Raw genomic sequence first — 17,301 nt, 5'->3', positions numbered from 1 at the left:
CCGAGTACCCATGATCCAGGGCGGGGAAGAAGCGTAGCGCGATGGCTTTCACCACCATGACGACCCTCCAGACCAGCGAAAGCACAAAGCGGGCGCTGGAGGTGTTTACCGCCATGAAGATACCCCGGGCGAAGCTGCCGTTGTTACTGAGCGACGCGAACATGCTCGACGCGCTGGCCGACCGGGTACGCAATCTGCTCGGTCCGGAACTGGTCCAGACGATCAAGGCGGTTGGCAACTCGGTGGACGGCCGGACCGCCGCCCGGTTCGTGGCCCAGACCGCCCCGTTCGTGACCATCCTGGCCGAGGTGGCCACCCTGCAGAACGAGGTGGCCGAGGCGATGCGCGGCTACCTCGTCGAGATGGACTACCTCGAACGCCAGGCGCTCATCATGTTCACCTTCATGATGATCGAGTTGGCCATCGCCGCTGTGGAGGCGTTCTTCGCCCCCGTGGACGCGGCGCGACGGGTCGCCACCACCCGGACCATCATCCAGACGATCCTGCGCTCCTCGCTCACCAAGGCGGCGGTACGCAGCACGGCCATCCAGATGTTGTTCATGCCGGGCTCCTCGCTGCTGGCCCAACTCTGGCAGATGGCCGAGGGCATCAGGTCCAACGTCGATTGGGAGGTGGTCGGCAAGCAGGCGTTGTACGGACTGGCGGTGGCGGGCATCACCACGGTGGTCGGGCCAGCGTTGAACCGCGCTGTCCCCGTCGTCGTCAAGGGTTTCGGCAAGATCGGTATCAAGGAATCCTGGCGTGACCCGCTGGCCGGCATGGTGATGCGGCCCGGCATCGAGATCGTCATGGAGGTGGGCGGCGGTATCGGGGCCAGCTACATCGTCGATCACCACTATGACACCGACAACGCCGGCCCGGACGCCATCTCCGGGGCGGTGTCGGGAGGTACCGGCCTGGCCGCCACCGGGGCCGGGCTCGGTGGGCGTCGCGGTGCCATCCGTCTCGGGTTCACGCCTACCCTGCCCCGGCTGCGGCTGCCCGGTGGCACCGGCTTCTCCGCGACGGGAACGCCGGTGCTGGACCCGATACCAGCACCCATCGACTCGAAGACCTCGACGACGTACTCCCCGGGAATCGACGATCCGGCGACCGAGACCGCTGGGAAACAGGTCCCGCCGCCCCCGGTGTCCGGCCCGGACAGCCCGCCGCTGCCCGCGCCGTCGTTGTCGATACCGCCGGTGCCGGTACCGAACTGGGTCGCCGCCACCGCCGCCATGACCGAGCAGTGGCAGCGGTTCCAACGGGAGCTCATGGACCGCTACGGCGGGCTGCTGGCCGGGGTGGTGCAGGCGCGGCAGAGCCTGGCCGCACTGCCCGTGTCGGTCGCACGTACCTTCGCCGGGTGGGTCGACGCCCGGCGTGGGGACGCGGCCCTTGCCACCATGCTGTCCAAGATGGGCCTGCCCGGTACCGCCCTCAGCGAGCAGTTCTTGACCGATGTCCGGAACCGAGCCGTGGCCCGGATGACCGAGGTACTGGCGCGATCGCTCGCCACCCCCGATCAGGTCACGGTTGCTCTGCCGACCGAGTTCGACCGGCAGGCGCTGCGCTCGGCCGCCCACCTGGCCGCCCAGCATCGCATCGACCAGCATTTCGCCATCGGCAGGCCGGCAACTGTTGGTGCGCCGGGGATGGCAGGTGCACCGGGGATCGCCGGCTCACCGCAGGTGACCAATGTGCCGACACCGTCCGCTGTGCGTGAGACAGTCGAGCGAGAGATACGGATCCAGATCGACCGGGGGGTCGACGCGATCCTCGGTACCACCGCGCTGCCCGCCGTACCGGCCCAGGTGGGCACCGCGCAGGTGAGCGCCGTTGCGAACCTGGTCCGGCAGACGACCGTCGACCTGCCCGCCCGCTTCGTGGCCGCCGCCGTTCCGGTCGGCACTGCCCCGGCCGCCTCCATCCCCGCTGTCTCCGTCCCGGCCGGCACTGCCCCGGCCGGCGTCGCATCCAACCGGGATGGCGCACCGTCCGCGCCGACGGTGTTCGAGGAGCACGCCACAGCGGCTGCCGGTCTGGCGGACACCCAGTTCACCGCGCTGACCAAGCGGTACGGGATCGATCCGGCGGGCCACTCCACGCTGGCCACCTCGTTCCAGGCAGAGTGGCTGGACGGGTATCGCCAGATGTTCGCCCCGACCGTTGACGCACGGGACACGGCGTCGGTCAGTGACGTGTCGTCGCTGGACGAGCCGATCGCCGATGGCCTCGGCAAGCTCGGTGAGTCTGCGCAGCAGGTAGCCGGCTGGGTCGTTCGGGAGCAGGTACGCCCCGGAAGCAGCAGCGATCCGTCGTCGTGCGTACCACGCACCCTCGCTGCCTTTGCCGCGGCGTACGGGCGGTTGGGCAACCAGACGACGTTCGACGACCGGATCGTCGGTCCGGATGGCCGCCTGGCGACCAATGTGAGCTGGACGCAACTGTTGGAGATGCTCGACGCGGTGCCGGAGCGGGTCGCCCGGCCGGACGGGGTGGCACCGGCGGATGTGCTGGCTGCGTTGAAGGCGGCCCCGGGGTCGATGGTCGTGGTGCGGGCCGCACCGTCGAACGAGCCACAGCATGTGTTCGCCCTCTACAGCCAGCCGCAGCCGTCCGGACCGCCGCTGGTCAGGGTGCTGGACACCCTGGTATACGGCGCTTTTGACCGCCCCGAGCCGAGTAACCCACTCAGTGATCCCTGGCTGCGGCACCTGTACGTGCCGAGTACCCGGGTCGCGGCTTTCGACGGGACCGGGCGGCCCACCGCCGTCACCGACCTACTGCCCGGGACTGCCGCCGGCCAGCCGTGGCCGGACGCCACGGTTGGCCGGACCGACGCCAGCGGCCTGGCCGACCTCGGCCTCGCCTCCACTGGTGGACCAGCCGCACCGACGACGGCGATGCTCGCGACGCAGTCGCCCACCTCGATGCTTTCAGTGCCCGGAGACGGCTACTGCCTGCTGTACGCCTTCATCGCCACCAACCCGGGCCTGGTCCGGACCGCACTGGGCACGGCGCTGCCCGAAGCTCTGCAACAGTTCCTGTCCAACCCCGGTCGGGTCCGGACCGCCGTGGCCGGGATGGCCGGCAACAGGGTGCTCCCGACGTCCGAAATTGCCCAGGTAACCGAGTTGTTGCGAAACCACGTTCGGCGCTACTTGGACGTCAACGCCAAGCGGCTGCCAGCCGATGTGGTGAGGCAGCGGCCGGATCTGCGGCAAGGGGAGCGGTGGGTCCAGACGCTCAGTGACGAGGAGGTAGTGGCGGAGCTGGCAAAGCGTGGGGCCGACAATGTCACCGACGCTGGATTCCTGGATCGGCAACGGCTTGGGTCTCGATATCTTGAGGTGCGTACCGAGCTGATGAAGTCGGGGCAGAATCTCGACCCGCTGACGACAGTGCCGCAGCAGCAGTTGGACTTCGTCAACCAGCACGGAGGTTTTCCGACGGCGGAGTTGGCACCAGATCGGGCCCGTGACTATCTGGTCGATCTGGTGAACAGGTCCGAGGGACCGCTAGCGCCGCATGAGATGACCGAGATCCGCTTCATCGTCGACAATTGGGCCACGGCATGGTCATCCCCGCGGACCGGGCCGATACTGCTGCCATTGCTGGCCCATGCCACCGATAGCCGGATTACCGTCCTGCAACCCACCGGGCATGGGGTTCGCCAAGTCGAGCAGCAGTACGGGCCGCAGGCCGGCCAGCCGGTGACCCTCTACCACGTGGCCCTCAGCCCGGAGCAGCCCACCCACTACAACCACTACAACGCCTCCGTACCGGCCGCACCGCCGCCACGACCGTCCCAGCAGCCACCACTGACCTGGCAGCAGCCGCAGTTCCAGCCGCCCGCGCCACCGAAGCTGTCGTCGGCGTCGGCGTCGGTGTCGTCGGAGTCATCGTCGGAGCCGGAGCCGGGAGGCACCCGGCGCGACCCCAATGCGGAAATCCGTGAATTGCGGGCCGAACAGCAGCGGAGACAACAGCGTCATCTGGCCGAGCAGGGGACATCGGAGACGGGCACGGCGGCCACCGGTGGGACTGGAACGCCACGGCCATGGCAGGGGAGCGGGCACCGGCTGGACGGCGGGCGAGTCGAGCCAGTGTCGACGCCGGTGACCAGTCCGCCGTTTGATGGGAGCGAGCGGACCCTGTTGCGGGTGGACAGCACGGGGCGCGCCGCCCTTGTCACGGTACGGCCGTCCGGTGCGGACCCACGCGCCGCCGTGATCGAGCCGATCCCGGCGGAGCAGTCCGTGCCAACCGGGCAACAGACGACATCGTCGGAACAGCCGGCATCGTCGGCGGAGCATCAGGCTGCGCCAGACGCGCAGCCGACCGGGCTGCGGGCCCCGGCGGGGCCGTCGTACCTGGAGTTGAAGGCGGACGGCACGCAGGTGCCGGTACGGTTGGCGCCTGACGCCCAGGTCCGCGTGGTTGAGCCGGCGAGCGGGCGGAAGCCGGCCGTAGGTACCTCCCGGTTCGATGCCGGCGCCGGACGTGGGGTTGAGCGCCTGGTCACGTACAACCCGCAGACGCAGACCTGGCACGTCTCAACCGCGGAGACCCTGGGCAAGACCGGCCACTCCGATCCGAAGTCGCCGGCCCGGAAGCGGCCGTACCAGGTGCTGCGGCGCAACCCGAACGACGGGCAGATCGACCTGGTCACCTACCAGCAGCGACCGGCGGTGCATGCGCTGGCGGAGACCTCCGTGCCGGACGAGTCGGCGGGTTCACCGCAGGCCGGCACCGAGTACGAGTACCACGAGCTTGGCTCCGGTACGGGCTGGCGGCGGGGCGACGTCTGGGGCGGCGAGCACACCACGTGGCAGATACGGGCCCCCGGGCCGGTCAAGGACTCGGAGGCTCCGGTGTCGGTGCTGGTGCGTGATGAGCGCACCGGGCTGTGGACCGTACTCGACCGGACCACGGTCACACCGCCCGAGCGACCGGCCGACGAGGCGCGGTACTACCGACTCGATGCCGAGTCCGGGGGGTTGATAGAGGTACCGCACCGGCCGGCGCAGCTCGATGTGGTGGAGGTGCTCGGCAGCGGCGATCTGCGGCGGGGTACGTTCGCCGCCACGGTCACACACAGTGGTGAACGGTCGAGGTTGGTGCTCAACACCACGGGTGAGTTGGTGGATCCGATCGGTGTGGAGGTCACCGCCGACCAGTTGGGCTTCGATCCGGATACCGGTCTGCTCGGCACCCGGCCCTCCTCGGCCGGCAGCCACGACAGCCCGACGCACGACGACGCTGGTTCTGGTTCTGGTGGTGGCGGTGCTGGCCATGGCGGGTCGAGGGGCGGCGGCACCGCGCAACGTACCCGGCACCAGGGGTCGACGACGACGACGGTCGGTGACGTCAGCGTCGTCTTCACCAGGGACACCTCAGCGCAGACCGACGCGCGGCCCGACACCGCCACTGAAGACGACACCGAAGCTACCCCAGGCGATGCTCCCGTCGCCCTGGGTGTCAAGCCAGGCGGTTCGCAAACCATCACGGCGCAGGAGGCCATCACTGCGCAGGAGACCATCACGGCGCAGGAGACCACCACGGTGCCGGTGGTCGAGGCACGCGCGCCCGAGACGCACCCGTCCGAGACGCAGGCCACCACCACCGATTGGAGCCATACCGGTCGTACCTCGTCGGATACCGCCGATGGTACGGACGGGGGTGGTCGCGTCAGTAGCGAGAGCCAGCGAGTGCGGGAGATCATCGAGCGGAACACGGCCAACTGGGCGCGACAGGAACGTGTCGAGGCCGAGCGGGAGCAGTCGCGACGTGCCGCGTTGGTGGCTGCCGCGCCGCCGGGGTACGGGGTTGAGCCGGTCGCCGCCGGTGCCGTGCTTCATCGGGGGTCGGCACCAGATGCGCTGCTCGAGTATGCGCGGTCGGTTCCGGCGGGTGGCCGTACCCGTGTCTTCGTGACATTGGAGGTTGCGGCCGACAGCGCGGCCTTGCGGACCTATCTCGATGGGCTGCCGCCGGCGATGGGGGATGGCGTGATCGTCGAGGTGCTCGGCGGCCCCGGGTTGACGCCGAAAGCTGCCGCCAGCCTCGCTACCGACCTGCGGGGCAGGGATGGTGTGGTGCGGCCGGTGGAGGTGCATCGGTCGGCATTGACGGAGCTGGCGGCGCATACGACACACGTGTTGCCGGTCGCCGACGGGGAGGTCACCTTCCCGGTGTTGGCGCAACGGTTCATCTTCTTCCCGCCGGACCAGGTGCGGGAACTGCGTCCGCCGCTTCGGTTGGCGTGGGACGCGGCCAGCGGTGCTTTTCAGATACCGGGCGGCTGGACGGCCGTCGCACCGACCCCGGGGGAGTTGCGTATCGGCCCGGCTGGGCGCGAAACCACCCCGACGGAGCGCTCTGCGGACGTCTCAGAGGCGGGTTTGCCGGTGATTGTCGGCGAACACGGTGTGCCGATGCCCGAGGCAGCACGGCCGGTAATCCGCCGGATGCTGCAGAACCTGCCGCCGTGGGTCGCAGTGGAGTTCCGATCGGCCTGGTCAACGGAATCAGCAGCGTCGGAGCGGCCGGTGCCGCAGCCACGGCGTTCGGATCAGCGGGTGCGCCGGGTGCCGGCTGGTATTTTCCTACACCACCACGCTCCAGGGTTGCCTGACCCGCAGGTGCCGAAGAGTGCGGAGACGGCCTTCGGTGACGATGTGCTGCTGGTGGTGGATCCGACCGTGTCACCGTTGGATGCGGCGGAGTACGCCCGTACGTTGCCGGCATCGATGCGTGAGCAACTGCTGCTCGACCTGCGTCTGCTGTCCGGAGTGGACCAAACGTTCGCTCGGAGCCTGGCGGATTTCGCGGATGTGCCGGTGCTGCTTTCTCCCGGCCTTACCGGTGGCGAGCTGACGGCTCGGTCGCAGCTGGTCCTCGGCGATCCGGCTCCGGATGGTTCGCGGCCGGTGGTGGCGTATCTGGTGCCGCCGGCCACTGAGCCGCCCGAGGTGCGGGCACCCGAGCCGAAGAGTCCGGCTCGGCAGCCTCCCTCGCAGGATCCCGCTCAGCAGCCTCCCTCGCAGGATCCCGCCCTGGGGGCTCCTGTCGCGGACGCGCGGGATGAGCATGGACAGACCGATGACGGCGAAGATCTGCTCAGCGACGATGACATTCGTATCGACATCGAGCCGATGGCGGAATCGAATCCTGTCGACACCACGCCACCACCACCAACTGTTCCACCTGACGCGCCTACCACGCCTGTGCAGGGCTCACCGCCGGCGTCTGAGTTGCCGGCGCCGGTTCCGCCGACGTCCGAGCCGCCGGCCCTGGTCCCCCCGGGTACCGAATCCGGTGGACAGAAGGCTTCGGTCGATCCCGCCGTGTACGCGTTGGGCATTCCCAAGACGACGTTGCCCGGCCTGGATCAGGTGGTCTCCCACCTGGAGGGACAGGCTGCGGCAATGGGCAGCCCGTTGGACGTCATCGGCGTGGACGAGATGCCACATCACCTGTTGGGCAACTATCCGCTGTTGCTCGGTGGGTTCGAGGTGCCGTTGGGCAACGGCGCAGAGGCTCTGGTGAGCCTGCATCTGAGCGACCCGGAGGAGGTGCACAATCCGGCCGCTTCCACGGACCTACCTGTGTCGGCCCCGTCCGTGGACGACCTGGATGGCCGAGACACCATCGACGCCGGCCGGTTCCATGCGAATCAGGCGACCCAGGGCAAGTTCCAGGTGGGTGCGCATTCGCAGTCCACGTCCGCGCAGGCTGGTGCGTTCCGCTTGCGGGCAGGCGGCGGGCCGGGCATCGGTATTTCGCCGGTTGGCCTACAGGTCGTGAAGTTCGGCGGCAGCGCGAACGTGAAGATGAATGCGGTATCGCGGGGCAACAACACGGTATTGGAGGCGGAGGAGGGGCACGTCCACGACTATCGTGCCGACTCCACGATGCTGAGCCTGCGGGGCGAGTGGCGGGTCAAGGTCCGCCAGAGCAACGCCATGCGGTGGGACGGGCTGACGGCGCACCGGATACCGGTGCCGGAGGAGCGGTTGTTCCTGTGGATGCCGGACCCCTACCTGGAGCCGACCGCGCCGCAAGTTCGGGCGACGGCACCGTCGGTGGCGCCGGGCCTGACCGGTGAGGCGTTGGCGGATGCCCAACGGTTGGCTCGGGATTTCGCGAGGAACCAGACGCAACTTCCCGAGTACTTCTACGCGACCGGGCTGACCGGCCTCCCGGACCTGACCGACAGCATCGTGGCCGGGCTGCGGGACGCGGGCCTGGATGTGCCGACGGGGAGCAAGCTGCACAAGGCGGTGGTGTACGCGGTGCAGAACCTGGACAACCACCTGGACAAGGCGATCAACAATCCGCGCGGCTACCGGTTCACCATCAGTAAGCGAGGCAGGGTGCTCGCGTCGGTGGTCGTGCACTCCACGATTCAGGAGGCACCGGTTCAGGTTGGTGCCGCCAGCGACAAGATCCATATCGAGAAGGTGCGCACGGCGATTGCCGGGGTGGGCGGTAGTTATGGGTTGAGTCACGAGACCGGGGTTCAGGGGTTCGCGGAGTTCGGCACGGGGACCCCGCTGCTGAAGTTCGCGATCAAACCGTACGTGGGTTATGGGGCGAGTAACAAGGACTCGGCGTCCGCGACCCGTCTGGGCCTGTGGGTCATGGTACCTCGGTACGCGGGGTGGACGTCGGGATACCGGTTGCGGATGGAGCATCGGCCAACGGTGACGGTGCGTAAGCACGCGGATCGGATCGCAGTTGCGAAACCTGTGGTCGGCACCGGTGTGGTGCGGGTGCCGGAGCCGATGGCGTTCGAGCGGGGTTGGCCGGTGGACCGAGCCGCGTTGAAGGAACAGCCGCCCGAGGGGGTCGACAAGGTGGCGTTCGCACCGGATGCGGTGCGAAACACGGGCCGCGGTCCGGCAGACAAGCCCGAGAACCAGAACAACGTCCTGCCGGAGCACGTACGCCAGGGGCGCGGGGTGGGCCAGGCGCTGGTGCGGGTGGATTCAGACGTGGTGTCGCAGGTACGTGATCCGGCGATCAGCGAGTTGCAGCGCGCCGGCTTCCTGCCCAAGCACCTGGACCGGATCTTCCGGCATGCGTCAGGGCAGAAGTCGAACAGCCAGATCGACAATCTTGGTTTGATCGACAAGATGCTCTCGCACGCGGGCTTGGAGTCGCGCTACGACACGACGCACCAGGATGGAATGGTCTTCACGCTGCGGCGGCGAGACCGGCTGAGCATGAGTAGTGCCCGGGTGACGGTGAAGGCGGTGCAGGACCTGAAGCCGGATGTCGACGAGCACGGCAACTCGATCTACTGGGTGCGGGGCACGGACGAGTGGCACGTAGTGAACCTGGGCATGGCGCTGAACATCGCGGCACAGGCCGCGGAGGGCGGAAAGCGGTTTACGGCCGGGGTGTCGGCTGGCTTTTCTGGCTTCCTCGATTATCTGAAGAGACTGGGCACGAGCCTGGAGTACAACCGGTCGATCAGCGCTGCCGACGCGGTGACCCAGATATCGAACCGACCGGAGTTGCTGGAGTATCCGGGACATGTCAACGAGTATCGGCTGCCGAGTAGATGGCAGGTGACGATCGAGTACGACAACGGCGACACCTGGACCGGTGAGCCGGTCGACGGCAAGAGCACTGTCCACCTGCTGCCACAGTTCAACACCGCCGCAGGGCGGCAGACGTCGAACGACAAGCCGGCCGAGGACGCATCGGCCGGACCACCGAGTGCGCAGACCACGACGAACGCGTCGACTACGGCCCCGGTGGAGCCGCCGCCGAGTGCCCAGACCACGACGAACGTGCCGACTACGGCTCCGGCGGAGCCGACACCGCCACACGCGATCGACCAGGCTGTCGTCTACTTCGTGGACAGTCACGGTCTGTTGTCGGAGGCACGGCGGATGTTGCCGGATCTGACGAGGCCGGGCGGTCGGGCTGACCAGGAGGTAGTCAACTTTACCGAGAACGTGAACATCAACGCGCATTTGAAGGAGATTCTGCGGGGCGAATACACGACGGACCAGTTCTTTGATCCGAGCCTGCTGTTGGGGCGTGATAAGCAGGGTGGCCTGTCGGTGTCGGGGCGGTTGGGTGCGTCGAGGTTCGTTGGGGCGACGGAGGACCAGTACACCCTGGGCTTGATAAAGCTGGCACTTTCCCAGGGCGCCCAGAGTTCGAATAAGTCCGACGGGCTCAAATGGAACATCCTCAACCCGAATGTCGGCGGTTCCTGGAACAATCCGGACTTGAGCGCTCTGGGCTCGGATCTGGTGAACCCCACCTGGACGAGTACGTGGACGAAGTCGAAGAGTCAAAAGAACACCGGTGGTAAGGAGTTGTTGGAGCTCGACTTCCATCGCACGTACGCGTACGCGACCACGATCGATCTCAACCTGCGCGCCGTGCAGGAGAAGAACGCCAAGCTTTTGCCGCACTCGGTGCGGATACCCATGCCAGCGGATCTTACCAATCGTACGGTTTTGTATCTGTTGTCCGAGGTCGAGGCGCTCGACCTGTACGGCCGGGGTGACCTGCCGGTCGACGACTCTCAGTTGGCCGATGCGATGCAGCGCTGGAGCACGGGCGAGCTGTTGTTGTCGGCCTCGACGGTGGGGCGGGTGTTGACCCGCTGGCAGGCCAGCCACACCGAGGACAAGACGCCGGATGCACACCAGCCGGACCGGCTCCGTTGGGTGGCGCAGTTGGCGAAGGAGCACCACACGGCCCTTTCGCCGGCTACGACCCCAGCCGTGGCGACGCCGCCGGCCGATGCTGATGGGCAGGCGTCGACAGCCAAGGCCGAGCCGGATCCGGATGCGGTCCCGTCGGTGAACCGGGTGGTCAACGACCCGGTGTGGACCAGACTGCAGGACACGTTCCGGCCGATGTTGGCGGAGCCGACGGCGTTCCCACCGGAGGCAGATCCACGGCGCGAGGGTGACTGGTACCAGAAGTTCGCCGGCACGGCACCCGCCGATGATCCGGTGGACCCGTATGCCGACATGTGGGTGCCGCCGTATCTGACTCAGCCGGGTTCGCGGAGGCCGGGACACCACGGTGTGCACGAGGTGACCCTGGACAGTGGGCGGTCCCTGCTGAATGTGGTGCGAAGCGTGGTGGACCAGGTCGCGCCCGGATTGATCGGAAAGGGGCACGACGACTGGAAGCCCACCACACAGGTGTGGTGGCGGTTCTGGGGCAACGATGGGGAGGCGGTGGTAGGCCGGCTGCCGGGTGGCATCGACACGTTGCAGGCGATCCTGGCGGGCGGGCGGGAGCACGCGCGCCTCGATGACCTGATGCAGCGGGACGGTTTCACCTTCATCCTCCCCAATGCGATCGGGTGGGCGCTGGAGGATGCCATCGAGGTGAGCGTGCAGATGGATCTGACCTCGGTGCCGAAGTACACCGACTTCATCCCCGACAACGGTCTGGAGAACTACGGGCACGGCTACACCGAGTACTCGGAGTCGAAGGCATACGGGGAGAGCGTCGGAGTCAGCGCGAATCTGAACCTGACGGGTTCCCACGACGAGCCGGGTACACCGGGCACACCGACATCGGGCACGCCGGCCGCGCGGACCGATCGGGGCTATCAGCGTGCCACGAGCCATTCGAAGGTGAACACCGCCGAGCAGACGATCTATGACTGGTCCGGGCACTACCGAGCCAAGGGCAACGCTAGGTGGACCGTGAGCGCCCGACGGTTGAAGATCAGCGGTCGGCCGATCAACAACTCGCTGGTAGCGTTGTACCAGAAGGTGACCGAGCACAGTGTCGCGGTACGCGAGGAACACACCGGTGAGATCGTGTTCAAGATTCCGCGGGGACTGGCGCAGGCCAAGCCGTACCAGGGGGCGGCCCAGCCGGCGGATCTCGCGCCGATCAAGCCTCTCAAGGGCGACTACGTGACTGCGGTGTTTCTGGACGATGCGCGTGGGGTCGCTCAGGACCTGATGGCGAAGATGTTCGGTGAAAAGGCGAATGATCCGCGGTACCGGCAGAGCCGGTCGTTACAGGAGCAGTTGAACAGTTCGCACCTGACAAACCATCTGCAGAAGGCCCTGACACCCCGCGGGTACCGGCTGACGCGTGGACTGCCCAAACCGGGACACTCCAGCAACCGGGCGACGCTGCGGTTGAAGGGTGAGATGGTCGACCTGGAGATCATTGCGCCGATCGTCAATGCCACCGGCGTCGGCCGGTACGCCAAGGTGCAGGAGGGTTTCGGCACCAGCAGCAGCAACGACACCTGGCAGGCCACCCTGGACGGCAGTGCGGGTCAGGCAGGCACGGTTGGAGGGCGTGAGCAAGCCGACGGGCCGCCCATCCCGCACACCATGGACGGCAACACCGGTGCGGACCGCACGACCGCGCTGAGTCAGAGCAGTAGGGGTGCCGACTCCCGCCGCGCCGAGCAGCACATCAAACACCAGGGGCCGACGTTTCTGGTCCGCGCGTTGACACGGTTTGCCATCGAAGGATCCCCACGCAAGCACCACCTGTGGCGGGGCTCCGTACAGAAGGAATCACACACCAGTAAACCGTTCTTCGGCCACGTCTACATCATGGCGCACCAGGACGAGATTCACGATCTGCTCCGCCGGCACGAGGAGGCACGGGCGACCCGAGCGCTTGCGGACGCGGCCGCCACCGGCGATGGTGCCGCCATCGTCGACGCGCTGCCACCGGCGATCGACGACACCACACCCCGGTCGGACCTGCTGCATCTGGTGGAGCAGGCGGGCCGGCAGGGGCTGGACTCGTGGCAGGTCCCGGCCGAGGTCGCGGCCAACCTCCGGACCACACTGCCCGACGACGGTAGGCCAGTGGCGTTCCAGGTCGACGAGGGGGACCGCGCGGCGCGCACCCTGCGGGTGGTGCAGGCGTGGGCGGAGGAGCATCTCGACCAACAGGCGCGTAGCCAACCGGAGGTGGTGGCGGCGTTGCGGCCACCGGAACCGACCAGGGCGGAGACCGACGCGACCTACCAGGGACGGATGGCCGAGGGCCAGGACACCTCACCCCGGCACGAGTCGGTGGGCGACTACGAGGGCCGAGTCACCACGTTGATCAACGCGGTGAATGGGCCGGCAGAGGAAGACACGCCCCCTCGGGCCTTGCCACCGGCCGTTCCGGCGCTGGCGATGGATCCGGTGCACCTGGTGCGGATGGTCGGAAAGCTGCTCGGCCGGCACATGCAGGTGCGCCACGTCGACCAGAACGGTGGGCACCGCACGCACTGGGTCGACCCGTCCGGGCGGGTCTATCGGATCGACCGGGACGGTACGCCGCATCTCGTGCTGGACGAGCATGGGATGTCGGCGGATCAGCGAATCCGCGCCGTGCTCGGACTCGACCCCGCGACCGTGGTCGGCCCGGCCGGCATGACGGCCGCGCAACGAATCCACAATCTCGCCAGTGACGGGCACGGCCGCGCCACCGACGCCCAGCTACGCCAACTCGCCGCCGACATCGGCATCCCGCCATCGCCGGCCGGGGTGCTGCCCCAGCTCTTCGAGGCAGCCCGGGACGTCGCCATGACGGAGACGCCCAGTGGGGTGTACTTCGCGGACCCGAGGGTTGCGGATCTCGACGCAGCGGCGGCGGGCCGGGCGGCAGCGCGGGCGCTGCCGCCGGTGGATGGGTCGTTCACCATTGCCGGGCACCGAAACCTGGCCGCGCAACTGGCCAACGACCCCGTGCGCCAAGCCCTGTTCCTGCGCACGCTCACCACCTCGCCGGCCTGGCAGCACGCCGTCGCCCAGGCGCGGGAGCGGGGGAGTGACACACCCGACATCATGCTGGTCTGGTGGGACGCGGCATGGATCGGTCCCGGACAGGCCACCCCGTTCGGTGAATGGCTTCGTGCCCAACTCGGTGCCCGGCGGCTGATCTCGTCCACGCACGGGAGCGACCAGACACCGGGCGAGCTGCGACCGCAGGCGCAGGCCATCACCCCGGTCGAACCCGACGTGCTGACAAGCTGGCTGTTGCACGACGGCAACTGGGCGGCGTCCCGGCAGTTCGCGCAGGACCACCTCGCGATGCTGCGTGCCGACTCGACCACGACGCGACTGGCGCAGGCCCGGCAGCAGGCCCGGCAGACGCCCCCGGAGCAACCGGGCGAGTCGGCCAAGTCCGCAGTGGCACCGGTACCGCCCGGTAGCGGCGACCCGACGCTGAACCTGCACCATGCCCTGCTCAACGCGATCCGCGCCGGGCAACTGACGGCGGCCTTCGACTACCTCGACGCCACCGACGCGGCGGCCCGGCACGACGTACTCGCCGAGGCGGTGGCGGCGGTGACACCAACCGACCCGGCCGCCCCGGCCGGCCTGCGGGCGCTGGCGGACCTCATCGCCGCCGACCCCCGGGTGTCACAGTCCACGTCCGGGCCGCAGTCCACGTCCGAGCCGCAGGCCCGCTCCGACGCGGGCATCCTGCGGGCCGTGGCGGACATCCTCGACCCGGCGGTCGGACCGCTGGCGACGTACCGGGCCATCGCCTCCGCCGCATGGACCATCACCCCCCAGCAAGGCTGGCCGGACACCCTGCGGGCCCTGGCCGACCGGCTGCCCACGGGACCGGGCACCGACATCGCGACGCTGGGCACCACAATCGAAGTCAACGCGCGGATCCTGCACCACGGCGTCGATGACCTGCTCGGCAAGCTGCCCCCGGCCGAGGCCGACCAGGTTGCCGCGGCAGTGGGCGCGTCCGGGGCGACCGCGACCGATCTCGCCCGCGCCTGGCGGGACGTCTCCACCGCCACCGGGCTGGTCCCGGCGCTGCCCCAACCGTCTGGCACCTGGGCCGGTACGGCGGTCACCACCCCTGGCCCAGCCCACGTCGTGCACCATCCGATGCCACCCGGCACCGACATCCTCGACCGGTGGCTCGCCATCGACAACTGGGACAACTCCCACGACTTCCTCGACACCCACCGGTCGGACCTGCTGTCGGACCGGATGCACAGCGCACTTCAGGTCCGACGGGCGGGGCTGCCCCACGACGCCGATCTCGCCGCCCGCGACGCGCTGCTCACCCTGGCCCGGTACGGCCGTATCGAGGACGGTTACCGGTACCTGCAAGGAGTCACCACGTCAGTGTCGGCAGTGGCCGGGACGCCGCCCCCGACGCCGACCGCTGCACCGACTCCGACACCGGATGCGCCGACCGGGCGGCAGGAGATGCTGATGGATCTACTGGCCCGGCCGGACCTGGCCGACCCGGCCGGCGTGTCGGCCCTCGGGTACCTGGCCGCCTCCCTGCCCGGCCCGGTCGACGCCGTGGACGCGGAGATCCTGCAGTTGACTGCCGACATGCTCGCCGGGCTGAACGTTTCCGCTGCCGCCGTCACCAGGTTGGTGCAGAACGCGCGCCAAACCTTCTCGGTGCAACAGCGGCAACGGTGGGCCGAGGTGATTCGCAACCTTGGTGACAACGCCACCGGCACCCGCCGCCCCGCGCTGCGTCACCTCGCCGACCGGCTGTACACCGCTGCCCAGCCACCAGCCCCAACCTCGGCTGGGACCCCGGTCGCCACGGTGCGGCAGGTCACCCGACAACGCCTTCAGCAGGCCACACACGACCTCCAGGACAGCGTCGACGCCCTTGGGCAGGCACATCGGGAGGAACAGCGCGCACAGCAGGCCCGAGACGCCGCAGCGGCGTCGCTGAACGACGCCAGGAACGCCGTCACCGAAGCCGAAGCCGAACTAGCCGGAATCAAGCAGAAGATCGACGATCTCACCCGTACGAAACCGGAACTCGAAGCAGAGGTGACCCGGCGAGAGAAGCTGGAGTTGGCGGCCCAGCAGGCGGTCAACGACCCTGCCACCAGGCAGGACGAGCAGCGGCTCGCTGCTGCCCAGGCAAGGCTCGACCAGGCGCAGCGGGAACTGGGAGAGGCCCGAGCGGCGGTTGCCAAGGCGGAGAGCGACCTTCGGAGCGCCGGGCAGGACCTCGACCGGCTCCACTCGAAGCTGCCGGACCTGCGTCAACAGGCCGAGGTCGCGGGGGAGGAGTTCCACGCCCGCGACGTCTCGGCACAGGCACACGTCAACAAGGTCCGGGTGCTCGACGAGGCCAGGACGGCCCGCGAGGCGGCCCGGGACGCGGCACAACACCAGGTCGACCAGTTGGCGCTGTCGTTCCCGCCGACCCCGCCCGGTAATCCGATCATGGACGTGGACACGGCGCTGGCCGAGATCGCCAACTCCGGCTACGGCCCGTCCGCCGTCCAGGAACTGGACCGCCGGGTGCGCGCCAGCGCCGGCGGTACGCGGCCATCACGGGTGGTGCTGCGCACCGACCCGACCAGGCAGGCGAACAACGTCACAGCCGCCCCGCCGGACGAGAAGGCCGTGCACAGACTGGACCGGGTCCAGCTTGGCCGGGACCTTGCCGCAAGCCTCGGTGTCCTGGTCGAACTGCGGATCAGCGGCGGTAGCATCCCGGTGCGGCCGTACCTCGCCTACCCAGGCGGAGAAGTGGTGCGGCTGGACGCCACCGGCCGCCCCGAGACCCTGGACGACGCCCTGGATCGGCTGCCCCAGCGTGTTCAGGACGATCTGGCCCCGCACCGGAACCGGCCCGAGGTGAGGTCCCGACTGGAGATCCTGCACGAGGCGGAGATCGAGGCACTGGACGACTGGGCTAAGAGCGTGACCGCCCTGGTGGAGAACCTGAACCGGCACCAGGGGTATCTGGCCTACCAGTGGGTCACCCAGAACACTCCGCCGATGGACGCCGTCGGCCTCCGGAGTTTGACCGCCGGTCTGAACACCGCGCCCTGGCCGGCATCCACCGGCGCGCCGCCGGCTGGTCCGGTGAACGCCAACGACTCCGACGACGTAGCCGCCGCCTGGTTGGCGTACACCCCACAGCAGCGCGCCGCCATGATGGCCGACCTGCTGGCCGCCGCCCCCAGTCTCGGGTTCACCGTGGCGCGGCCGACCCGCAACCGGCCGGCCGATCCGCCGGTGGGAGCCCGGGTGCTGGTCGTGGCCGGCTCCATGGTCGCCGCCGGGGTGGTCCAACCCACCACGCAACTGCGCTGGTACGAGCCCAGTCGCAACCGGACCGGCACGGGCAGCATGCGGATGTTCGGCGGATGGGCCGACCGGGCCGGTGCGGACGCGGGACCGGACGCCATCTGGTACATCGTGCTGGTGCCCGTCCCGGCCGATGGCCTCGGCGACCAGCCGGCCGGCGAGCGCCACGTGGACGAGGCAGCGACGGCCTCGTCGCGCTAGCTCGCGCTGTCGATGCGGAGCAAGACCAGGACGA

At 68.9% G+C, this 17,301-nt stretch carries 1 protein-coding gene; it reads left to right on the top strand.

Translation table 11 applies throughout. The features are described 5' to 3' along the window. Positions 1–41 precede the first annotated feature (41 nt). Positions 42–17,267, top strand: a complete 17,226-nt coding sequence (locus FHR38_RS00735) for a hypothetical protein (RefSeq protein WP_184531870.1) — start codon at positions 42–44, stop codon at positions 17,265–17,267. Positions 17,268–17,301: the final 34 nt, after the last annotated feature.

It is taken from the genome of Micromonospora polyrhachis (genome assembly GCF_014203835.1).
Taxonomy (GTDB): Bacteria; Actinomycetota; Actinomycetes; order Mycobacteriales; family Micromonosporaceae; genus Micromonospora_H; species Micromonospora_H polyrhachis.
Note: the sequence above shows the minus strand (reverse complement) of the source record. Positions and strands in the feature narration are given on the sequence as shown.

What these genes read in the sequence shown, in the direction of transcription:
- FHR38_RS00735 (WP_184531870.1), top strand. Translation starts at nt 42, where the DNA reads ATGGCTTTCACCACCATGACGACCCTCCAGACCAGCGAAAGCACAAAG.